The sequence below is a fragment of the Filobacillus milosensis genome (assembly GCF_004402015.1).
GTDB lineage: Bacteria > Bacillota > Bacilli > Bacillales > Alkalibacillaceae > Filobacillus > Filobacillus milosensis.
This window is the reverse complement of record NZ_SOPW01000013.1, coordinates 1-21,890: the sequence shown is the minus strand read 5'-3', so window position 1 is coordinate 21,890 and position 21,890 is coordinate 1. Positions and strand designations below refer to the sequence as shown.

Genomic DNA, 21,890 nt, shown 5'->3' with positions numbered 1-21,890 from the left:
AAAACTGTACACACAATTCATGTCTACAGTTTGAAATAAAAAGGCACCTAGTGAGATTGGCTAACCTAATTGTTTAGCTATATGGACATCAAAAAAGGAAAAAGCCCTATGTCATCTTCTCCCTTTTTTGATTTAGAGTGGTGGCTTATGGATTGTTCCTTCCTGAAACAATTCTTTTAGCATGTGCCGAGCATAGCCTGACACCTGTCCAAATGTTATTTTTGCAGGTAATGGTGCTTCATTCGCATCCACAATAACATCAATAATACATGGTTTTTTTGCTGATATTGCTTTTTTCAATGCAGGTAGTAAGTCCTCAGGTTGTTCTACCCGATATCCTATTCCTCCGCAAATATCAGCATATTGAGCGAAATTTGGGTTATGTAAATCGGTAACAAATTCAGCATTGCCCATTACTTCCTGCTCGAATTTAATCATTGCGATTTTATGATTGTTAAGAACAATTGCCACAAGTGGAAGGTCATATTTTACAGCGGTGACAAAGTCATTCATCATCATTTGGAAACCACCATCCCCGCATATGGCAAATACTTGCTTATCAGGATAAGCGATACTTCCAGCAATCGCTCCAGGTAAGCCGCATCCTAAAGTTGCAAGCCAGCTTGAGATGACAAATTTTTGATTTGTCATGTTAAAATGGCGGGCCATCCATACGGTGACATTCCCGACATCTACTGAAAGAATGGCATCATCATCTGCCACTTCCTGCAGTGCACGAATGACACGCTGAGGCTTGATGGGGATTGAATCATCTTGTTCCTGCTCATGTAATTTTTGCCGCCACTCTTTTAAATTTTCCTGACAGTCCTCCAGAAAAGATCCATCATTGTGATTTTCAACTAAGGTTATGAGACTGTTTAATGTTTGAAGAGAATCACCAGCAAGTCCAACATCAACGGCATAACGTTTTCCAATCTGAGATGGATCTTTGTCTAAATGTATGGTTTTCGCATTTTCAGGTAGAAATCCTGTAAATGGAAAAGATGTGCCAACCATAATTAACGCATCAGCTTCTTCCATTGCAACAGTTGCTGGTTTGGTACCAATTAAACCAAGTCCTCCTAAACAATAAGGATGTTCATCTGGAATAACACCTTTTCCTGGTAGACTAAGAACAATTGGCGCTTTCATTTTTTCAGCAAATGTAAGGAGAGATTCACTTGCACCTCTTGCACCTTTTCCTGCTAAAATAACCGGCCGTTTTGCTTCATTTAAGATTTCAATTGCTTGCTTTACATCTTTTTCTTGAGGAAGTATATTCGACTGAACATAAAAAGAACTTGTTTGTCGGGCATGTCGCTCAACTTCAAACTTTGGTATATCGTCAGGAATGATAAGAACTGAGACGCCTTTTTTGTCATAAGCTGTTCTAATTGCCTGATTTAATACAGCTGGGAGTTGTTCGGCAGACATAACCATTTGACTGTATACGGCAACATCCTTAAAAAGGTTAGCTAGATCGATTTCCTGAAAGAAATCTGTTCCCATTAAATCTGTTTCAACCTGTCCTACAATGGCTAATACTGGAGCTTTATCCAATTTTGCATCATAAAGGCCATTTAATAAATGGATGGCACCAGGTCCGGCAATCCCCATACAAACACCAAGCTTACCTGTTAATTTTGCATAAGCTGCTGCTGCTAAAGCGCCAGCTTCTTCGTGCCTAACCTGTATAAAGTTAATTTGGTCTTTTACCTTTCTTATGGACTCAATTAAAGTATTTATGGAATCCCCTGGCATTCCATAAATGTGATCAACTCCCCAATCTAACAAAATATCCATCATATAGTCACCCGCAGATGCTCTAAACATAAATTTACCTCCTAACTGTTTTTACTAGTTGGTATTATTTCCAATATGTTATAAAATCATTTATTGATGAAAACGGATTAACTTAAACTTAATGGGGTATGTTCGAGATAAGTCTAAAAACGGCCAAAAAGATGGATATTACGTAAAATAGTATTTTCACGCCATATTTTAACCTAAAACGAGTAGGAGTGAATCTTGTGTCTAACATACAAGTGAAGTTAAAAGGAATTAAACAACTTAAACATGGACAATATCATCAAAAACAACAAGAAGTTACGATTAATCAACAGAACTATGCATTTAATCAATTAAATCTAGACAACCCCATCACAGGACAGATTTATGGCACAGCCCTAAATTACAAAGGGGAATATGAAGCGTTGGAATCTGAAATGAACGAGGATCCATACAAGGCTCCTCCTAAAGCGCCGATTTTGTATATAAAACCGGTTAATACATTTTCAAGTGATGGAATGCCTGTACCTTTACCAAAAGGCCATGACGAACTGCAAGTCGGAGCAGCGCTTGGGTTAGATCTTCGCCACCTTGCACATGTTGAACAAACCATGAATGAATATGGTTAGCTTTTCTCCAATACAATTCTTCAGTAAAAAGGCTTTTCCATTTATGCCCGAACTCTTCAAAGTCTTTGATATAATCTTTAACTTTTGAATAAAGATCATTATTTTCCTTCTCGAGAGTCGGTAAATAATTATTTGCGTGGATGACTTCCTCCATTTTTAATCCTTCAATTTTAGGAGCCGAATAAAGATACATATCAAGTCCCATGGTTACACCTTCTTCTAGTTTAATTGGATTTGATAATATCCCCAACAATAGTAAAGGGCTTCCCTCCTTTCAGTATGTAGTTGGTTTTAAAATTTTATTTGGAAAGAATCAAATGAAGATTTTAGGAGTTGATCAGAGAATTGATCAATGATACGGGGATATTAGCAAAAATATATTAGCATTGAAAGAATAATCTGTCAATTGAATTTTTCACAAAATAAAGACAGGAATTCCTCCCTGTCTCTATTGGCACCATTTACTCTTCTGAAAAATCCTCAGCTTTCTGGAATAAAACTTCCGGAATCATTTCAAACCCTTCAATTTCTGCGTTTTCTTCAACATCAATCATTAAACAAAGCTTACCATTCACATGTACTTGTCTTAAATACTTCAAGTCTTGAGGACTTACCGATATATCTGCTACTTTTGTTTTTATTTTGATCGATTTCTTATTATATTTCGGAATTACACTACTCGCTTTGAACTCGTATGATTCATCATCAATCACTGTTTTAAAAGCACTCTCTACCTTTTCTTTATCAATGTCTTTTACTCCGCTGCTCTTTAGAACTTTTTCTACATCTTTGTTATCTAATTTCGGAGTATCCTCTTCTTCATTCTCTTCTATAACACGATGAATTTCCTCATATACATTAGAAAGTGTCGCTGTATTAATTTGATTACCCGCTACATTTTTTACGATTTCCTCGAAAACAACCTTATCCTCTTGAGCAGTCATAATTTCTTCAGCATTTAAAACCTCTTCAATGAGATGATAGTCCAGCTCATTGGCTTTCCCTGTCGAGTAAAGGACATGATTAACATCCGCAGCCCCATCCGTTATGCTTGGGAATAGAAAACCTGAAATTGGAGCTTTAAGATTAATAATCGGATCAACGACAATATTGTATTTAAACTCTTTTTCTACATAATCAAATAGAAGTTCCTTTTTCGGATCCTGTGTCTTATTAATACTGCACAGAATAAATGGATTGGAATATACCGTATCCCGGCTACTTTCCTCCGACTCTTCACTCGCTCGCTTTGTTGGTTTTCTGTATTCTCCACGGATAAATGTAATCACAATATCCATTTCATACTGCTTTTCCTTCAACATTTTTTCCACCAATTGAAGCATCTGATTCGTCCAATCTTCACTCTCTTGACTCAGAAGACCTTGATGAAGAATAAGCTGACTGCTGTTCTCCACTTCACGCTGGAACTTTAATTCAAATAACTTTTCATCGAGTTGACCGGTCAAAACTTTTTTGAAGTTGTTCATAAATAATTCTTTTTGTTCTTCTTCAAGTAAATCAAATGACATGCTTTGATGGTGATAGATCTCACTCGATTCTTTCATTATGTACACATTAAAAATCTCACTTATATTTAAAAATTCATTATCTAATTTAAATTGCTTACGAATATTCGCGATGTCTTTTTTGTTCAAATTTGTCCACTCCCATGTTGATGATCTATGTATTTAATTTCTCACGCATACTGCCCTATTTTATCATAGTTACCACTTACTTAGGTCAGCAAAAAATACTAATCACATCATAAAATGCCTTCACTTTGTAAGACGATGTAATTACCTGTGTTATTAAGCAAATTTTATATGTGTAAACAATTGTTTTATGAGTAAATAGCAAAAAGTTTGAGTAATTTCGTGAGTTTAAGTGAAATATTGCATTCAGCTTCAATATTTGAATAGATTGAACGAAAACAAGTGTCGATACTATTTGATGCTTTAACAATAAGTAATATATAGTTACATAGGGCACAATCACTAATAAAGTCACGTAAAAGGTCGACAAGGAACAATATCGCTAGCTAAATTGAGTTGGAAAATTTAAAAGAGACTGGGCAGGTGAAATAATAATTGGTCTTGTTGTGCCTAACAACTCGATTATTATTTCATTGATTATTTAATACCAAAAAATAATAAACAAAAATCTTATAATGATAGGGGAATTAGGACTTATGAAAATTACTCGTTGGAAACTAATATCTTTACTTGTTGCAATGGTAGCAACCTTGACAGTTGCGGGATGTGGTTCAGATGAAGGTGATAGTACAACCGGTAGTGAAGATACAAACTACAGTGAAGCTGTAGATTACACAATAACAGGTATTGAGCCTGGTGCTGGTACTAGTAAAAATACTGAGTTAGCTTTAGAAGAGTATGATTCTTTAGAAGGATGGGAGGCAAATTTCTCTTCTACAGGAGCGATGTTATCTGCATTAGATCAAGCTATCGAGAATAAGGAACCAATTATTATTACAGGATGGACACCCCATTGGATGTTTGCGAAACACCCTGACATGAAGTTTTTAGACGATCCAAAGGAAGTTTATGGAGGATCAGAGGATATTAGAACTGGAACACGTAAAGGGCTTAAAGAAGATATGCCAAACGCCTATAAACTGCTTGATCAATTCAAGTTAGAAATTGAAGATATGGAAAATATGATGAATCAAATCAATGATGCGGAACCATCAGAAGTTGCAGCTCAATGGATTGAGGATAACCCAGACAAAGTTGCAGAATGGACAAAAGGTGTCCAAGAAGTAGACGGGAGATCGATTGAAATTGTAGCAATTCCATGGGATTCTGACCGCATTGCGACTGCTGTAATGACAGAAGTTTTGAAAAACAAAGGTTATGAAGTGGAATCAACACCTGTAGATGTTGCTGTGATGTTTGAAACACTAGCTAACGGTGAAGCCGACGCTACATTTGGCTTGTGGATGCCCGTAACACACGCAAGCTTCTACGAGAAACATAAGGATCATATAGACGACTTGGGGCCATTTCTTGAAGGTGCAAGAATTGGAATGGTTGTTCCATCCTATATGGATATCGACTCAATTGAAGACCTTCAGCCAAAAGAATAAAGATATGCAAAAGGTTGTCGCACATTTATATTAGTTTTTCTTACAAAGCAAGCCCTGGTGCTATTCGTGGACAGTTGTCCATTGAAGCACCAGGGCTTTTTTAAATGTAGCCTTAAAGAACTCAAACCTAACATATCCGCGACATAAAAATCTTATTTCACCATAAAAAACTTATACCATGAAAAACAAGTTCTTTTTAGTATTTAATTATCCGTATTTCTAGCACTTGATTTAGCTTTACCCCTTCTTTGTTCATCAGGTTTCTTACCTTTTCCATTCCTTTTTACCTTAGGTGCTTTTGAGTCTTTGGTCATGTATATTCCTCCCAAATTTTTAGTTATTTTTATCGTAACCGTAACACTGTAGGAATATGTACAAGGGCAATATCTTTGTGGTCATTTCATAGATCTTGTATTAACCTCTCCACAAAAAGCATTTTCGTATAATAGTCAAAATTATTTACCGATTTCCGATATATTAGTTATAAAGACTTAGACAGGAGGTGTAGCTACTGAAGGTTAAAATGAGTAAAGAAGCTAGAATAAGCATTCTACTGCTGGTAATTCCACTAATCGTTTCTTATCTACTTTTACAACCAATACATGAAGAGTTTACAGCCAAAGGGGACATTGAAACAGTAACTGAGTTAGGTATAGACGGGAGTGTATATTTTACATATGTTCATTCAGGTATAATCAAGAATTACTTAGAAAAATTCTTTCTAGATATGCAATATGACGATATAGAGTATCTTCCTCTTAGTGATTATGAATATAATTACTTTACTAAAGAATACGAAGAAGATGTTCAACATTATAAGGAGCAAACCATTGTAAACGCAGTTAATTTAACCAATGAACATCAGACTGTAGTTGAAAATCAAGATAGAATATCTGATATCATTCACGAGGCCTCAGAATATTATGGCGATTCTTTTGGACTAATGATTGCTATTGGGCTGTTAGAAGAAGAGCTAAATAAAGACTATTCAAGAAAAGGCTCTATATTAATATCTGGAACAGGAACAATTGAAGAGGATCAATCTGTAGGGTCAGTTGGGGCCATACGCTATAAACTCTTAACTGCAGAAGAAAATGGTGTAGATATCTTTTTTGTACCTAAAGATGCGGTGTATTACGGGGAGTCTAGCAATCAAAGAGAAGCAAGCAATGTATTAAAAGAAGAGGACCTAAAATTAAAAATCGTATATGTGTCGACCTTACAAGAGGCGATTAATTTTCTTGAGAATTTAAATTTAGAACATGAAAGGTGATTATTAATGAATAAACTAGCATCTGAAACTTCTGGTAAAATTTTACGAACCTTACTATATGTAATTATTTTGGCTGAATTAGTAGCTTTATCCACCACAATTTCTTATGTAATTAATTACGATTTATACCTATCTCTAGCGCAAATGGAACAAGCAATCAACATTTTTATTGTTGTCTCATTATTTATAATATACCTCGTATATTTTATATGGATGTATAAAGTCCATATAGACATGCAATATTACAACATAAGTTATCCCATTAAGCCCAGTAAATCAGTTTGGAGTTTTCTAATCCCCATTTACAACTTGTACGGTGCATGGAACGTTCACTCTAACCTAGCAAATACGTTTAGGCAGCGTAATTACTCCAACTCTAACAAAAAAATTGGTGACAGAATAATGACATTGTTACCTCTTGCTTATATTTTAACTTTTGTAGACCGAGTTTTAGGTAATTATGTTAGAAGTATGTTGGCTTCTCAAGAGTTCATCTCTGATTTCATATGGGTTAGTGTAGAAGTTATTTTCCTAGCATTATTACTGACTTATTTAGGACTATATGAGTCAATAACAAATGGAGTTCGTTTAATCAGTTCTACAGATCTTGTAAATAATGAAGATCAAACTACTGAAACTGAAGGGGCTTAAAATAATCTGGCCCACTATTAGTCATAGAGATGAGTCCCTTTTTGAATAAGAGAGAGCTTTTTCGCTTAAGAAGTGTCTTCACTTTAGACGAAAGCGTAAACACAAAGTCGTATGATGATTAACTCTTCAATCATTGTACGGCTTTTTGATTAAATTAGTAATTTTTCTCTCAGCCTCTTCTTTCAAGAATAATCTTCTACGTAAAAAAAGCAACTAATTATTTTGATTCTCTATGTAACGTGTCTTTATAAGGTGAGGAATGTATTATCTCCAATCACTCTGGGTTATTCCTCTTGTTATTAGTTGTATGATAATTTAGATCTCCTGTTTCTGTACACACTAAGGTAATATTGATTCTCATACTTACCCCTTATAATCTTGAATTCAACTAAAATTTTCATTACTCAACAGAAAACGGTGGTAGTTAATCTTTAAATAAAGTCACAATCTTGTTTCATCTCATTTTCAGCAAGCACGCCTGCCTCTAAATTACGTTTACTTAAAAATTATACTGCAAGCTATCCTTACAGCCTTCAACCGTTGTTAATTGACGTGGATATAAGTTATAATAACTAGGTATGTTTTGAATCACCTTTCATTTAAGGAAGGGGTTTTTTTATGATTACTTTAAATAATGTCAGCAAACGGTTCGGCTCTTTTGAAGCCATACAGTCGGTATCGTTAAGTATAAAATCGGGCGAAATTCATGGAATTATCGGTGCGAGTGGTGCAGGGAAATCAACATTACTGCGTATGATGAACTTAATCGAGCAGCCTGATGAAGGAGACGTGATCATTGATGGAGAAACGCTAAATCATCTAAAAGGTAAGCGAATCCGTCAGATCCGTCAGTCGTTAGCTATGATTTTCCAAGGGTATCATTTAATCGGCAATAAAACAGTTTTCGATAATGTTGTCATGCCTTTAGAACTAGCTAAGACACCGAAAAAAGGTCGGGCAGAAAAAATCGTGGAGAGTTTGCGGTTTGTCGGCCTGGAAACGTTAAAAAATCAATATCCGAGTCAGCTTAGTGGCGGGCAAAAGCAACGAGTCGCTATTGCACGTGCGATTGTCAACCAGCCTAAAGTGTTGTTATGTGATGAACCGACGTCATCGCTTGATCCGAATACAACTGCGGAAGTGCTCGAAGTATTACAACGGATTAATCAAGAATTTGGCGTCACCATTGTTATAGTGAGTCACGAAATGGAAGTAATCAAAAGCATCTGTGAGCGAGTGACGGTTATGGCAGATGGTCGAGTTTATAAAGAAATTGAGACTGAGCCGACAGGTGTACATAAAATGGAACATAGTGCAGAAGGATTTATCAAACGATTGAAATCAAGTGGAGACATCAACCATGCCTGATATATTAGTTGAGTACCAAACAGAGATTTGGGTGTCGATTGGCGAAACATTTATTATGGTTGGTTTTTCAATACTAGCAGCATTGTTAATTGGACTTCCAGTTGGCACATTTTTATTTCTGTGTCGCAAAGGACAATTGCTTGAAAATCAAGTTGTCTTTTCATCGTTAAACTTAATCGTGAACATTATTCGTTCGTTTCCATTTTTGTTACTTGTTATCTTTATGATTCCGTTCACCCGCTTTATTATGGGAACGGCGATTGGTACAGCAGCTGCGACCGTCCCAATGACCGTGATCGCCATTGCGCACTATTCTCGTCTGGCAGAGCAATCGCTTCTCGATGTCCCTAAAGGCGTCATGGAAGCAGCTGTTTCAATGGGTGCCTCGAGTAAAGATATTATCTTTAAATTTTTGTACGTTGAAGCACGCTCAGCACTCGTCTTAAGCATGACCACATCAACGATTAGCTTTATTTCTTACTCAACCATTATGGGAGTCGTTGGTGGTGGTGGAATCGGTGATTTCGCCATACGTTACGGTTACCTACAATTTCGAACCGATTTGATGATTTATATTATCATTATTATGGTGATATTTGTACAACTCATTCAATATGCTGGCATTACATTAGCAAGAAAAATAGACAAAAGATAAGGGGAAATTACTAATGAAGAAATTATTCATAATTATGATGATAGTCCTAACATCTGTGCTAGTCGCATGTAGCGACAGCAACGACAGTAAGGACACAGAAAGCTCAAGTGATGATAATAATGTTGAAAGTGAAAATAAAGAACAAACAATAAGAGTTGCTGTGGTTGAATCACCTATGTTAGACGTTGTAGAAATTGCAAAGGAAATTCTCGCTGAAGACAATATTAACGTAGAGGTTGTTGAAATGGGTGACTATATTCAACCAAACGTAGCACTAGCAAACGAAGAGGTTGATGCTAACTTCTCACAACATGTTCCATTTATGAAACAGTTCAACCAAAACAAAGATGCTAATTTAACAGAAGTACAGCCGATTTATTATGCTAATTTCGGCCTTTATGCAAAAGATTACGCTAGCGTTGAAGAGTTTCCAGAGGACGCATCGATTGGTATTGCAAACGATCCATCCAACATCGATCGTACCCTTCGCCTATTAGCTTCACACAATTTAATTGAACTGAAAGAAATAGACGGCGAACAGTATGGACTAGATGATATTAAAGAAGACTCACACAACTTTAGTTTCGAGCAAGCAGGTATAGCGGCATTAACTCGTTTATATGAAGATTTTGATGGCGTTATAGTTAACCCGACACATGCGGGTAACTTAGATTTAACGCCAGCTGACGATGCGCTTATCACAGAAAAAGAAGATAATAAATTCGCCATTACATTAGTCGCACGTGAAGATAATGTGGACTCAGAATTGATTCAAAAATTAGCTGAGGCAATGACGAGCGAAGAGGTACGCGAATTTTTAAACTCTCGTGAAGGCGACGCTTCTATTCCGGCATTTTAAAAACCGAATTGTACATCATTCCTCTGACATATATTATTGTAAGTGTCAGAGTCAGGGTCAGGCCCTCCTCGTGGACATTGTCCATATGGGGGGCCTGACCCTTAATTTTTTACAGATTAAATTTACCGATGTGTCATAATAGACCCAACCGCTATTCCTACTTATTCAAAAAATCCCTCATCACCTGAATGTACTGATCATGTTCTTCTATGTAAGCCATATGCGCACTGTTTTCAAAAACATGAAAACTACTATTGGGTGTAAGATCACTAAAATATTTTGTGGATTCAGGTGTTGCTTCGTCATAGCGCCCACAGGTGTATAGGGTCGGAACGGTGATCCTTTCTAACTGCGCTGTGCAATCCAAGTTTTTAAGATTTCCTGTGACATGGAATTCAGACGGGCCCCACATCACATTATAAACTTTAGAACCTCTATACTTCGCTCCCTCTTTTAACCAATCAGGCTTTTCATCAAGTCGTAATACAAAATGTTTATTAAATACAGCCGTTGCTTCTTTATACGCTTCTGAATCTGTTGTTCCGTTTTCTTCACAATCTTTTAATGTTTGCTGCACATTTTGGGGCAATTCTTTTCGATTTCGGTCTTGGTCTTTTGCCCATATTGGAGCACTTAAGCATGGACTAGAAAAAATAATGCTTTTCACGCCTTCCGGATGCTTAAAATAATAAGCTGCCGCAAGTGTAGTTCCCCAAGAATGTCCTAGTATATGAAATTTTTTAAGTTTTAGGGTTTCTTTTATTTGATGCAATTCCTCTACAAAACGGTCGATATGCCATAATGACGTATCGTCTGGACAGTCAGATTTACCACAACCTAATTGATCATAAAAAACTACGGGCCGTTCATCCGCTAAAGCTTTTAATACTTGCAAGGACCAATGCGACGAACCTGGTCCACCATGTAACACAATGACTGGTGTTTGATCGGATTCATAATTATGCATTTGATACCATACCTTGCCACCAGTTACATCAATATAACCTTCCTTCGTTGACATTCCTTAACCACCTTTTCTATGTAGTTTTTTATTTTATATATTTAAAGTACACTTTAGCATATCTATAAGTTGCTTGCTCTAGTTCTCTAACACAAAAACCTGTGCTCCCTCCTCCTTTTTTACTTCTAAACACTATTATCAACGTATTCAACAAATGTTACAAATTAAAGCAAATTAAAACAACACTTCACGTTAATTTATACAAAAGGTATTTCAATTTTTAGTTAAGCGAGTGTCTCTTAAATTCATGTGGAATGGGGACATTGGGAATTTTCACAAAACAAAAAACTCACAAACATTGATGTATCAACGTTTGTGAGTTTTTTTGTTTTTAAATTTAATTTTCTAATTAAAGATACCGGTGGTCGGGTTCGAACCGACACTCCGTGAGGAACACGATTTTGAGTCGTGCGCGTCTGCCAATTCCGCCACACCGGCATGTTATAAGATATTCTGTTGCTAACGACAGATATAAATATAACACGTATTTACTTAATTAGTCAATCGTATCTTGCTTAAAGTAAAAGTCATAATAATTCGCAACATCTTCTACTTCAAAACCAAGTGACTCAGCTAGTTTATGTGAAGCTACATTTTCAATCATACAGTCCCAATATGGCACTTTATCGTTCGCTAGACAATCAGCTATGTAAGCTTGTGCAACTAATCTAGCATACCCCTTTTTTCTATAATCCTTCAGCGTTACAATATCGACTTTATACACATCTCCTGCAACATAACAAGAATGACAAACACTAACAATCTGATTATCATCTATGACTACATAACCAATACCTTTATCATAAAAGTCATTCATGGATCTCCAGTAAGGTTTAATAACTTCTAAAAGCCAATCTCTATTTTCTATAGCTCTATCCTCCAACAACGCCTCATTCACTTTTCTCACTTGCTTGTGACTCAAGCTCTTTTCTAAATCAAACTGTGCTTCTTTAAATTCAAATAGCAGGCATTCCCACTCTTTAACATACCAATTCTTTATTAACTCATTCTTTAATGCCTGATTCCACTTTGGACTAGATCCAGAACACTCAAAGTAATTAATCCCGTCTTCTAATAGTCTAGGTTTTATTACTTCCTCTATAAATGGATTTAATCCTTGAAGGAATTCATCAATTATCTCCCCAACAAACATAAAGCCATTCGCTTCACCTACAAAAATCATTGCTGTATGCGGTTCTTCAATACGATCTACAAATACCCATCCAGGTTGATTACCTTCAACAACAGCTCTGATTTCAGGAAAGTGATAGTCTGTGTCTAATAGATGATTAATTGTATTAAAATCTTCTAACTTTAATTCATGCATCTTTTTCTCCCCCTAACCCAATATCTCCATTATAAATGAACCACAAAAAATAGGCAGGTTTATTTTTCAAAACCTGCCTAAATAGTATTATAATTCATCAAACCCATTTGTATCAGATACTTTGGTATACTGACGGGATTTTTGCTCGAAGAAATCGGACTTTCCTTCATCGACTTCCTTATAGGCTTTAATCCATTTTAATGGATTACCTTTGATCTCAGGATAGGGTGCGTCTACTCCTAATAATTTACAACGCTTATTAGCTGTGTACTTAATGTAATCCTCAAGCTCATTCATGTTAATGCCATCAATCTTATTCCCAATAATGTGCTGTCCCCATTTCACTTCTAAATCAACAGCTTTCTTAAACGTATCGGTTACAAATTGCATGTTTTCTTTAGTATCGAGTTCTGGATTCTCGTTAAGAGTCTCTTTGAAAATATGAGCAAACAAGTTTACATGAATTAATTCATCGCGATTAATATAGTTAATCATCGTACTCGTTGAAACCATCTTTTGATTGCGTGCGAGGTTGTAGAAGAACGCAAACCCTGCGTAAAAGAACAACCCTTCTAAAACAACATCATAAACAACAGATTCAATAAAGGCTTGTGGTGTTTTTTCTTCAACAAAACGCTCATAACCTTCTGCGATAAAATTATTGCGTTCTAATAAGATTTCATCGTGTTTCCAGTATTCAAAAATTTGATCCTGTTCATGTTTATCAACTAACGACGATAACACATAAGAGTACGATTGGTTATGAACCACTTCTTGAAACGAGAGTACTTGCATTAATGCTGCCAGACTTGAATCCGTTAAATAATCTGCGACTTTCGAAGAATAATCGGTTTGAATGGAGTCAAGAAATGCTAGTAGTCCTATAATCTTTTTAAAAGTTTCCTGTTCATCGCTTGATAGTTCTGGCCATTGCTTACGGTCATTCGACATATTAATCTCAAAAGGTGTCCAGAAGTTAGCTAGCATATTTTTATACATGGGATAAGCCCAATTAAAGCGAACATCATCCCAGTTTAAAACATTTGAACTTTCTCCATTAATGATGCCGGTTGAGGCATTTGGAGCGTTGATATCATATAATTTTCTTTCCTTCATTAATTGGCTCATTTCGTACTCCTCCCTTAAGATGCGCAGCTTTCACAGTCTTCGATTTCGGACGATGTTGATCTTGTATAATAAGTCGTTTTCAAACCTGATTTCCATGCGTATAAGTGTAAATCTAATAGTTCTTTTGCCTTGATGTCGTTCTTAACATAAAAATTAAATGAAATAGATTGATCCACGTGTTTTTGACGTACTGCATTTTGTTTAATACTCCATGTATGATCGATGTCATAGGCTGATTTATATAACCAAAATGTCTTTGCGTTTAAGTCTGGAGCTGTTACTGGTATCTTATAGTTTTTCTTCTCTTCGGAGTAGAACTTTTTAAAAATAGGATCAATACTAGCGGTACTTCCTGCGATCAGGCTTGTACTTGAGTTAGGTGCTACAGCCATCAGGTAACCATTTCGAATACCATAAGTTTGGATCTCTTGTCTTAACTCATTCCATTTAGCAGAACTATAGCCACGCTCCTCAAAATAACGTCCATCTTCCCATTTTGAATCTGAGAAATAAGGATAAGCTCCCTTTTCTTTGGCTAATGTCATACTGGCATGTATCGTTAAATAACTAATTTTTTCATAAAGGTGATTGGCAAATTCAACAGCTTCATCTGATTCCCATTTGATACCTTCTAATGCTAATAAGTGATGATAACCGAATGTCCCAAGACCGACTGCTCGATAATTTTTATTTGTTAATTGAGCTTGCAACACAGGTATATGATTTAAATCAATAACATTGTCTAACATCCTTACCTGTATTGGGATTAAACGTTCAAGTACATCATTCGGAACCGCTCTCCCCAGATTAATACTAGATAAGTTACATACGACAAAATCACCAGGATTTTTAGTGATCACAATTTTGCCGTCTTTAGTTGTTTGTTCTTCAACTGTTGTTGGGCTTTGGTTTTGCATGATTTCTGTACATAGATTTGAACAGTATATCATCCCTTTATGATTGTTTGGATTTTTACGATTAGCCTCATCTCGATAAAACATATAAGGCGTACCTGTTTCTAATTGACTTACCATTATTCTTTTCATAATTTCTATAGCTGGTACTTTTTCTTTCGTTAAGTTGGGGTGATTAACGCACTCATCATACTTTAGACGAAATGTACCAGAACCGTGTTCTTCATCATAGAAGTCCTCCAAACTAAAGCCCATGACTTCTCGAACTTCATGAGGATCAAATAAGTACCAATCCTCTCGCGCCTCAACTTTTTCCATAAATAAATCAGGAATACAAGCTCCAGTAAACAAGTCGTGCGTACGCTGACGCTCATCACCATTATTTAGTTTTGCATCTAAAAATTTAAAAATATCCTTATGCCAAACATCTAAGTAAACTGCGATCGCTCCCTGACGTTGACCTAGTTGATCCACACTTACTGCCGTGTTATTTAATTGTTTCATCCAGGGCATGACGCCACTAGATACACCCTTGAACCCTTTAATAGTACTACCGTGCGAACGGATCTTTCCAAGATATACGCCAATACCTCCACCGTTTTTAGACAGGTTAGCAATATCCGTGTTAGAATCATAAATTCCTTGTAAGCTATCATCTACGGTATCAATAAAGCAGCTTGATAACTGTCCATAGGATTTACCTGCGTTAGCTAAAGTAGGTGTCGCTACGGTCATATATAGATTACTTAAAGCCCAGTAAGCTTCTTTCACAAGTTCTAGACGATTTTCCTTTGGTTCATCAACCATTAAAGTCATCGCAATCGTTAAGAATCGTTCTTGAGGTAATTCAAATACATTTCCTTCATGATCTCTAGCTAAATAACGATCAGCTAATGTTCGAATGCCAATATAGTTAAATAACTGATCTCGTTCAGGACAAATGATTTTCTCCAATTCATTAAATTCTTCTCTTGTATAATTGGTTAAAAGTAAGTCACTATAAATATTTAAGTTATTGAGTTGAACTTGTAAATCATAGTAACTGCCATAGAATTGATTAGAGCTATACCCTCTATTATTAGCTGCAGATTTATATAGCTGATTAATAAAGACTCGTGCACAGACATAAGTCCAATCAGGTTCATCAGGACTTATATTCTCAAGTCCTCTTAACAAAATTTCATTAGTAATTTGTTCTTCCGTAATAGATTCTTTTGTTGCTAATGAGTCTATTATTTTGGATTTAAAAGATTCTAAATCCAGGTGGCTAAAATTTATCGCCATTTGATCGATATATGTACTTAATCTCTGATGATCAAAGTATTCATTTTCTTCACTATTTTTAAGAACCACCGTTTTCATTTGAGTTTTGACTGACATACAAATCCCTCCAAAATAAAAAATTCGCTTCCCGAGGAGAAGCGAATAAAACGATAAGATTCATTAGAAAACATGCTTAAGCATCATTAACTAACTTTGTCACTATCGTCTCATTCTCTCAATCCCCGAAGAGTGTGAAACTTTACTTATTAAGACAGGTCTCCTGACTCGCGTTCTACCTACTCTGGACCTTCCCTTATAATAACCCATTCACATGAGTAACTTATAAAGTGGCAAACCATTTCGTCTACGCTTACAGTTGCGGGGGCAGTTCTGGATTTACACCAGATTCCCTATTAAGCAATATGCATCTTAATAAGTTAATACTATATATAGTTTTTTAAATTAAAACAAACGCAATATATTGTGTGTTTCTCATTATAAAAGATATTAATAAATATAACAAGAGGGTTTTAAGATAAATATTAATATTAAAGATTAAAATGCCACGATATTATCGTGACATTTTATTTATCCTTTTATTGCTCCTTCTGTCATTCCTTTTGTAATTCGTCTCTGGAAGATCGCATACAAAATAATAACTGGAATAATAGCAATAACTAGACTTGCAAATAACGTCCCCCAAGCATTTGTATACTGTGCTTCATTGCTGATATAATCAATTGCTAAAGCAAGCGTGTAGTTTCCTTCTGATTGCAAGAATATAAGGGCCATAAAGTATTCATTCCAAAATTGAATGGTATTCATTATTGTTACGGTTATGATGCCTGACATCGTTAATGGTGTTACGATCTTCCACAGAATTCCATAGGGTGACATGCCATCAATTGCCGCTGATTCTTCTAAGGATTTAGGGATTGTACTAATAAAACTCGTTAAAACGAAAATCGTAAAAGGTAATTGTGATAATGCGTAAACAACTGCAAGCCCAACCAAATTATCTAATAAATTCAACTGAGCCAATAAGAAAAATAATGGAATCCATGCCAAGACCATCGGAATCATCATGGCAGATATGTAGAGTGTAAAAAGAACGTGACTACCTTTAAATTTGATTCTCTCTATGGCGTAAGCTGTTGGAATAGCTAAAATCAAACAAAGAATAGCTCCTAATACAGTTACGATTAAACTATTGAAAACACTAGTACTAATATTATAATCTGTCCAAGCCATTACATAGTTTTGAAAATTGAATGTTTCAGGTAGCCCCCATGGATTGGAATATATCTCAGCATTGGTCTTAAATGAACCTAGAAACATCCAAAATATCGGATACAGTACAGCTACTGTCCATAAGAATAGAGGAACTCTAAGAGCTGTTCTAGCCATCAATTGCCCCACTGTGCGTTTCATTTGTTCCCCCCCCTTTTCCTAATACTCTACCTTATCTCTTCTAAGTAGAAATTGTAGTAATAAAACCGTTATTAGTGATACCACTAAGATCATGACCCCAATGGTTGCACCATACCCAAAATTATATTGCTTGAATGCTTGTTGATACAGATAAGATCCCATTACATGCGTCGAATTATTTGGTCCTCCACCAGTCATGACCTGAACGATAATAAATGAACCATTTAACGTTGTAATCACTATGTATAATATGGAGATTTTGATTTGTGGCCAAATTAATGGTAATGTAACATGCCAAAATTGCTGCCATTCATTTGCTCCATCAATTCGAGCTGCTTCATAAGTGCTTTTAGAGATATTCGCAATACCTCCCATTAATAAAAGCATAAACAATCCGATACCCGCCCAAATAGATGGTAGAACAAGACTGGGTAATGCCCACTTTTCATCCCCAAGCCAAGGCTTTGTCCATTTTTCTAAGCCAATGATTTCTAACCCTGAATTTACTAAACCAAGGCTAGGATTATAAATAAACATCCACAAAATACCTATCACAACAACAGACATTATATTTGGAAAGAAAAAGATGATTCGATAAAATGGCGCTTCCTTAATTTTTAGTTGAGTCAGAGCAACAGCAATAAAAAGAGCAAGAATCATAATGCCAATAACCTTTGTCACTACTAAGAAATAATCATGCCATATTGTAGCGGGAATGATTTCATCTTTAAATAATTTTATATAATTATTAAGACCAACAAATTCTCGAGATTGTGAAGATCCAGACCACTCGTAAAATGAAAAATATAGTCCACTGAATAATGGATAAAGTGTAAAGATACTAAACATAACGAATGTAGGAATTAAACAAAAGGCAAGAAAGATATATTTTTGCTTTTTATTTTGTACCATGTAATCACTCTTTTCGCCTAAAAAGTATATGGAATGTAGAGAGAAAATACCCCACATTCCATATATATTTCTAAAAAGTTAAGTTATTGATTGTTTCGGTATTCTTCAGCTGCTTTTTCTGCTTCTTCTATAAATTTTTCTGCAGTTATATTACCAAGCATAAGTGAAACTAATGAATTGCTAATTGGCGTTTCTAAATCAGCACTCATAGGGTGAGGCTTGTGATAAATTTGAACTTGTTCTGGATCATTAATCATAGCATTCGCTTCTATTAAATACTCAGGTACATTTTCGTTTTGGGATAGGTCTACACCTGAAATATTCATAATGGCACCCGTATGTTCAGAGAATAACTTTGCATACTCTCTGGTGAACACAAAATCAACAAATGCCTTAGCTGCTTCAGGGTTTTCAGCTTCTTCCGCAATGGCAAGAGGTCGTAAGTCCGGTACAATCGCCATGGGCTCACCAGCTTCATTCATAGGTGAAGGAATAAAACCATATTGGAAATTTTCAGGTGTATCACCAGCCATCTCATTTGGCAGCCAGAAACCAACTGGAATAAATGCGTTTTCATGAAGCAGGAAATTCATTTGCGATTGAGTATGGTTAAAAGCACCGAACCCAGGATCAATGTATCCTTCCTCTTGCATTCGTTGTACATTTTGCATAACTGTCAATACTTCCTCACTCGACCAAGCACCTTCTTCACCGGTAATTACTCCAGCAAGTAGCTCATCACCGCCATATGCAGAAAATGCTGGATATAACATTCCTCTTAAGAAATAATAAGGGTACTGACCTGTTGTAACAAAAGGTGGAATGTCTTCAGAAGCCTTAATATCTCCCATTGTGTTCATAAAGCTTTCAAAGTCCTTTGGTACTTCATATCCTCCATCTTCAAACCAAGCTTTATCGTACCAAGTTCCCCAAGTATCAAATACTAGTGGTAGACTGTACAATTCACCATCATAAGATGCAGGCTCCGCTATAAAATTGTCTAATAGAGGTGTACCATCCTCCAGTTCAATTTCTTTGGCCCATTCACTCAAATTCATTAGCTGACCATCTTCAACCATTTGGGTTTCACTTGAACCTGCACCATCAATATACACGACATCAGGTGGATTGCCAGAAACCCATCTAGATCTCATCTCTTCATTAATATTCGGACCGGCATGTTCGACAACTTCAACATTCGGGTATTCTTCCTTAAAATCACCTATTACTTCTTTCCACCATGAATCACCATACCCACCTACGAAATACTGAATTTCGAGTTGACCAGATAAATTACCTTCATCTGAAGAATTATCATTTTCTGAATCATTCTGAGAATCACTATTGTCTTCTTCGGTATTTTCATCATCTTCAACAGGAGCTTCGTCTGGCACACAACCAACTATGAAAGCCATAAAGAAAAATATCAACAAAACTATTATCCAATGCCAACTAAACATTCTTCTCAAAAATGCATCCCCCTATATTATTAATTATTTGAAACGCAAAAATTAAATCAATGCGTTTTCAGACATATAATAATTGCTTTCAAACAGAAGAAAGAAAAAAGGTAAAACTTTTAAAATTATCAGAAATTTTAGTTTAATTATAATTCTGTTGATATTTTATGTCAATATGACTTTGACAATGATGTAATATTATTTCATTATAAAGTAAGAATAGAAATAAGTGTAAGAGAAAACTACTTGGAATAGAAAAACGATATTTATTAATAATAAATAATCATTATTGTTTTAATTAGTGTCTACAAAATTAGGAGATTAAGTGAGGAGAGTCAAAACCCTAACATATATTTTAGAGCTAACCTATATTAAAGCTAAAAAAGTGGTTAATTGTTATAAACAATTAACCACTAGTTACAAAAAAAGATAAACCAAATATGATTTACCAACAATCGTTTCTATTTGAATTTCAGAAAGGCGGCAACCGGATTTGAACCGGTGATAAAGGTTTTGCAGACCTCTGCCTTACCACTTGGCTATGCCGCCAGATAAAAAATGGAGCGGAAGACGGGATTCGAACCCGCGACCCCCACCTTGGCAAGGTGGTGTTCTACCACTGAACTACTTCCGCAATGGCTGGGCCAGCTGGATTCGAACCAGCGCATGACGGTACCAAAAACCGTTGCCTTACCGCTTGGCCATGGCCCAACAGAGGGCGATCGGTGGGAATCGAACCCACGAGTGCCGGAGCCACAATCCGGTGCGTTAACCACTTCGCCACGACCGCCATAATTAAAATGGCAGGGGTAGTAGGAATCGAACCCACATCAAAGGTTTTGGAGACCTTCGTTTTACCATTAAACTATACCCCTACTTTTTATATTATATTAAATTTAAATGGTGGAGGGGGAGAGATTCGAACTCCCGAACCCTGAGGGAGCGGATTTACAGTCCGCCGCGTTTAGCCACTTCGCTACCCCTCCAAAAAATGGTGGCTCGGGACGGAATCGAACCGCCGACACACGGATTTTCAGTCCGTTGCTCTACCGACTGAGCTACCGAGCCAATAAAAGAGTTATTTATATGTAATGGCGGTCCGGACGGGACTCGAACCCGCGACCTCCTGCGTGACAGGCAGGCATTCTAACCAGCTGAACTACCGGACCATATTTGGTTGCGGGGACAGGATTTGAACCTGCGACCTCCGGGTTATGAGCCCGACGAGCTACCGAACTGCTCCACCCCGCGATGTTATCAAAGAACCTTTTTTAAGATTCCTGACTATAATATGATTTAACTATTAAAATGTTAATGGTGGAGGATGGCGGACTCGAACCACCGACCCCTTGCTTGTAAGGCAAGTGCTCTCCCAGCTGAGCTAATCCTCCGAAGCACATGATGTGCAAATGTTAATTTGATGATGACCCGTACGGGACTCGAACCCGTGTTACCGCCGTGAAAGGGCGGTGTCTTAACCGCTTGACCAACGGGCCATATTAAAATTATGGCGGAGAGCGAGGGATTCGAACCCTCGAGACCGCGGTAGCGGCCTACACGATTTCCAATCGTGCTCCTTCGACCACTCGGACAGCTCTCCAAATTAATGGCTCCAGCGGCAGGATTCGAACCTGCGACCAATCGGTTAACAGCCGATTGCTCTACCACTGAGCTACGCTGGAATGTTATTAGACTGTCCACGAAGGAAAAGAAAAATTATCAGCCCGGCAGCGTCCTACTCTCACAGGGGAAACACCCCAATTACCATCGGCGCTAGAGAGCTTAACTTCTGTGTTCGGCATGGGAACAGGTGTGACCTCTCTGCCATCGCCACCGGACTAGTTTTTGTTCTTGTTATTTATGTAGCTCGAAAATTTCCGAGACAAATAATATTATATTCACCTTCGCTGAAAAATGCAAGTGAAAGTTTAATATTTTTAAAGGTTAGTACCTTCAAAACTAAATACGAACGCTCGAAAGTCTGAAAAACGGGACGTCTTTTCATCTTCGAAGTTAAGTCCTCGATCGATTAGTATCCGTCAGCTTCACGTGTCACCACGCTTACACCTCGGACCTATCAACCTCATCGTCTCTGAGGGATCTTACTT

16 protein-coding genes, 14 tRNA genes, 2 rRNA genes, 1 pseudogene and 1 riboswitch are annotated in these 21,890 nt (G+C 36.7%); of the genes and pseudogenes, 7 read left to right on the top strand and 26 right to left on the bottom strand.

Annotation, left to right across the window (positions count from 1 at the left end):
• Positions 1-132: 132 nt before the first annotated feature.
• On the bottom strand, positions 133-1,833 hold the full coding sequence (locus tag E3U55_RS11840) for a pyruvate oxidase (protein ID WP_134340691.1): 1,701 nt from the start codon (positions 1,831-1,833) through the stop codon (positions 133-135).
• A gap of 197 nt (positions 1,834-2,030) precedes the next feature.
• On the opposite strand from E3U55_RS11840, the gene E3U55_RS11835 reads away from it, so the two are divergent.
• Positions 2,031-2,417, top strand: a complete 387-nt coding sequence (locus E3U55_RS11835; RefSeq protein WP_194840903.1) for a fumarylacetoacetate hydrolase family protein — start codon at positions 2,031-2,033, stop codon at positions 2,415-2,417.
• Positions 2,418-2,878: 461 nt separating this feature from the next.
• On the opposite strand, the gene E3U55_RS11830 is transcribed toward E3U55_RS11835, so the two are convergent.
• Positions 2,879-4,072 (bottom strand): DUF4317 domain-containing protein, encoded by a 1,194-nt coding sequence (locus E3U55_RS11830; protein ID WP_134340689.1) that lies wholly within the window; start codon positions 4,070-4,072, stop codon positions 2,879-2,881.
• A 533-nt stretch (positions 4,073-4,605) separates the two neighbouring features.
• On the opposite strand from E3U55_RS11830, the gene E3U55_RS11825 reads away from it, so the two are divergent.
• From E3U55_RS11825 to E3U55_RS11815, 3 genes are all read left to right on the top strand, one after another.
• Positions 4,606-5,520 carry a glycine betaine ABC transporter substrate-binding protein gene (locus tag E3U55_RS11825; RefSeq protein ID WP_134340688.1) on the top strand — a complete coding sequence of 305 codons (915 nt, stop codon included), beginning with the start codon at positions 4,606-4,608 and terminating at the stop codon, positions 5,518-5,520.
• A 523-nt stretch (positions 5,521-6,043) separates the two neighbouring features.
• Positions 6,044-6,793 carry a hypothetical protein gene (locus E3U55_RS11820; protein ID WP_134340687.1) on the top strand — a complete coding sequence of 250 codons (750 nt, stop codon included), beginning with the start codon at positions 6,044-6,046 and terminating at the stop codon, positions 6,791-6,793.
• Positions 6,794-6,799: 6 nt separating this feature from the next.
• Entirely contained in the window at positions 6,800-7,444 is a 645-nt protein-coding gene (locus E3U55_RS11815; RefSeq protein ID WP_134340686.1) for a hypothetical protein, read from the top strand.
• A 277-nt stretch (positions 7,445-7,721) separates the two neighbouring features.
• Here the strand turns inward: E3U55_RS11815 and rpmG are convergent.
• Positions 7,722-7,805: pseudogene (gene rpmG, locus E3U55_RS11810) on the bottom strand (50S ribosomal protein L33); the annotation flags it as partial.
• 257 nt (positions 7,806-8,062) lie between these two features.
• Here rpmG and E3U55_RS11805 point away from each other — a divergent pair.
• From E3U55_RS11805 to E3U55_RS11795, 3 genes are read left to right on the top strand one after another with little or no spacing between them, the layout of a single operon-like run.
• Positions 8,063-8,812: a methionine ABC transporter ATP-binding protein gene (locus E3U55_RS11805; protein ID WP_134340685.1), complete on the top strand. Its 750-nt coding sequence runs from the start codon at positions 8,063-8,065 to the stop codon at positions 8,810-8,812.
• Positions 8,805-9,467 carry a methionine ABC transporter permease gene (locus E3U55_RS11800; RefSeq protein WP_134340684.1) on the top strand — a complete coding sequence of 221 codons (663 nt, stop codon included), beginning with the start codon at positions 8,805-8,807 and terminating at the stop codon, positions 9,465-9,467. Before E3U55_RS11805 ends, E3U55_RS11800 begins: the two co-directional genes overlap by 8 nt.
• 13 nt (positions 9,468-9,480) lie before the next feature.
• Entirely contained in the window at positions 9,481-10,326 is an 846-nt protein-coding gene (locus E3U55_RS11795; protein ID WP_134340683.1) for a MetQ/NlpA family ABC transporter substrate-binding protein, read from the top strand.
• 157 nt (positions 10,327-10,483) lie between these two features.
• Here E3U55_RS11795 and E3U55_RS11790 read toward each other — a convergent pair whose 3' ends face one another.
• From E3U55_RS11790 to E3U55_RS11680, 23 genes are all read right to left on the bottom strand, one after another.
• A complete protein-coding gene (locus tag E3U55_RS11790) occupies positions 10,484-11,347 on the bottom strand; it encodes a proline iminopeptidase-family hydrolase (protein ID WP_134340682.1) in 864 nt (287 codons plus the stop codon).
• Between the two features lie 356 nt (positions 11,348-11,703).
• Positions 11,704-11,785, bottom strand: a tRNA-Leu gene (locus E3U55_RS11785).
• 58 nt (positions 11,786-11,843) lie between these two features.
• Positions 11,844-12,674, bottom strand: a complete 831-nt coding sequence (locus E3U55_RS11780) for a GNAT family N-acetyltransferase (protein ID WP_134340681.1) — start codon at positions 12,672-12,674, stop codon at positions 11,844-11,846.
• A gap of 87 nt (positions 12,675-12,761) precedes the next feature.
• The gene (locus E3U55_RS11775; RefSeq protein WP_134340680.1) at positions 12,762-13,802 is read right to left on the bottom strand and encodes a ribonucleotide-diphosphate reductase subunit beta; all 1,041 of its coding nucleotides are present in this window, start codon (positions 13,800-13,802) and stop codon (positions 12,762-12,764) included.
• A 14-nt stretch (positions 13,803-13,816) separates the two neighbouring features.
• Complete coding sequence (locus E3U55_RS11770) at positions 13,817-16,096, bottom strand: ribonucleoside-diphosphate reductase subunit alpha (RefSeq protein ID WP_134340679.1); 2,280 nt, start codon at positions 16,094-16,096, stop codon at positions 13,817-13,819.
• A gap of 136 nt (positions 16,097-16,232) precedes the next feature.
• Positions 16,233-16,426, bottom strand: a riboswitch (cobalamin riboswitch).
• 141 nt (positions 16,427-16,567) lie between these two features.
• On the bottom strand, positions 16,568-17,410 hold the full coding sequence (locus tag E3U55_RS11765; protein ID WP_134340678.1) for a carbohydrate ABC transporter permease: 843 nt from the start codon (positions 17,408-17,410) through the stop codon (positions 16,568-16,570).
• 18 nt (positions 17,411-17,428) lie between these two features.
• Positions 17,429-18,322: a carbohydrate ABC transporter permease gene (locus tag E3U55_RS11760; protein WP_134340677.1), complete on the bottom strand. Its 894-nt coding sequence runs from the start codon at positions 18,320-18,322 to the stop codon at positions 17,429-17,431.
• 83 nt (positions 18,323-18,405) lie between these two features.
• Positions 18,406-19,737: an ABC transporter substrate-binding protein gene (locus tag E3U55_RS11755; protein ID WP_134340753.1), complete on the bottom strand. Its 1,332-nt coding sequence runs from the start codon at positions 19,735-19,737 to the stop codon at positions 18,406-18,408.
• A gap of 523 nt (positions 19,738-20,260) precedes the next feature.
• Positions 20,261-20,331 (bottom strand) — tRNA-Cys (locus tag E3U55_RS11750).
• Between the two features lie 10 nt (positions 20,332-20,341).
• Positions 20,342-20,416 (bottom strand) — tRNA-Gly (locus E3U55_RS11745).
• Between the two features lie 2 nt (positions 20,417-20,418).
• Positions 20,419-20,493: transfer RNA gene (locus E3U55_RS11740), tRNA-Gln, on the bottom strand.
• 6 nt (positions 20,494-20,499) lie between these two features.
• A tRNA-His gene (locus tag E3U55_RS11735) sits at positions 20,500-20,572 on the bottom strand.
• Between the two features lie 11 nt (positions 20,573-20,583).
• Positions 20,584-20,657: transfer RNA gene (locus E3U55_RS11730), tRNA-Trp, on the bottom strand.
• A gap of 26 nt (positions 20,658-20,683) precedes the next feature.
• Positions 20,684-20,768: transfer RNA gene (locus E3U55_RS11725), tRNA-Tyr, on the bottom strand.
• A gap of 6 nt (positions 20,769-20,774) precedes the next feature.
• Positions 20,775-20,850: transfer RNA gene (locus E3U55_RS11720), tRNA-Phe, on the bottom strand.
• Positions 20,851-20,874: 24 nt separating this feature from the next.
• Positions 20,875-20,951, bottom strand: a tRNA-Asp gene (locus E3U55_RS11715).
• Between the two features lie 5 nt (positions 20,952-20,956).
• A tRNA-Met gene (locus E3U55_RS11710) sits at positions 20,957-21,033 on the bottom strand.
• Between the two features lie 64 nt (positions 21,034-21,097).
• Positions 21,098-21,173: transfer RNA gene (locus E3U55_RS11705), tRNA-Val, on the bottom strand.
• Positions 21,174-21,206: 33 nt separating this feature from the next.
• A tRNA-Glu gene (locus E3U55_RS11700) sits at positions 21,207-21,278 on the bottom strand.
• Between the two features lie 12 nt (positions 21,279-21,290).
• Positions 21,291-21,382 (bottom strand) — tRNA-Ser (locus E3U55_RS11695).
• A gap of 7 nt (positions 21,383-21,389) precedes the next feature.
• A tRNA-Asn gene (locus E3U55_RS11690) sits at positions 21,390-21,464 on the bottom strand.
• Positions 21,465-21,504: 40 nt separating this feature from the next.
• Positions 21,505-21,620 (bottom strand): 5S ribosomal RNA (gene rrf / locus E3U55_RS11685).
• Positions 21,621-21,791: 171 nt separating this feature from the next.
• Positions 21,792-21,890, bottom strand: a 23S ribosomal RNA gene (locus E3U55_RS11680); the annotation flags it as partial.

Bases quoted from the DNA above. Each gene is read 5' to 3' on its own strand.
- E3U55_RS11825 (WP_134340688.1), top strand. From the start codon at position 4,606: ATGAAAATTACTCGTTGGAAACTAATATCTTTACTTGTTGCAATGGTA.
- E3U55_RS11755 (WP_134340753.1), bottom strand. From the start codon at position 19,737: ATGGCTTTCATAGTTGGTTGTGTGCCAGACGAAGCTCCTGTTGAAGAT.
- E3U55_RS11820 (WP_134340687.1), top strand. From the start codon at position 6,044: ATGAGTAAAGAAGCTAGAATAAGCATTCTACTGCTGGTAATTCCACTA.
- E3U55_RS11840 (WP_134340691.1), bottom strand. From the start codon at position 1,833: ATGTTTAGAGCATCTGCGGGTGACTATATGATGGATATTTTGTTAGAT.
- E3U55_RS11765 (WP_134340678.1), bottom strand. From the start codon at position 17,410: ATGAAACGCACAGTGGGGCAATTGATGGCTAGAACAGCTCTTAGAGTT.
- E3U55_RS11760 (WP_134340677.1), bottom strand. From the start codon at position 18,322: ATGGTACAAAATAAAAAGCAAAAATATATCTTTCTTGCCTTTTGTTTA.
- E3U55_RS11775 (WP_134340680.1), bottom strand. From the start codon at position 13,802: ATGAGCCAATTAATGAAGGAAAGAAAATTATATGATATCAACGCTCCA.
- E3U55_RS11805 (WP_134340685.1), top strand. From the start codon at position 8,063: ATGATTACTTTAAATAATGTCAGCAAACGGTTCGGCTCTTTTGAAGCC.
- E3U55_RS11770 (WP_134340679.1), bottom strand. From the start codon at position 16,096: ATGTCAGTCAAAACTCAAATGAAAACGGTGGTTCTTAAAAATAGTGAA.
- E3U55_RS11815 (WP_134340686.1), top strand. From the start codon at position 6,800: ATGAATAAACTAGCATCTGAAACTTCTGGTAAAATTTTACGAACCTTA.
- E3U55_RS11800 (WP_134340684.1), top strand. From the start codon at position 8,805: ATGCCTGATATATTAGTTGAGTACCAAACAGAGATTTGGGTGTCGATT.
- E3U55_RS11780 (WP_134340681.1), bottom strand. From the start codon at position 12,674: ATGCATGAATTAAAGTTAGAAGATTTTAATACAATTAATCATCTATTA.
- E3U55_RS11790 (WP_134340682.1), bottom strand. From the start codon at position 11,347: ATGTCAACGAAGGAAGGTTATATTGATGTAACTGGTGGCAAGGTATGG.
- E3U55_RS11795 (WP_134340683.1), top strand. From the start codon at position 9,481: ATGAAGAAATTATTCATAATTATGATGATAGTCCTAACATCTGTGCTA.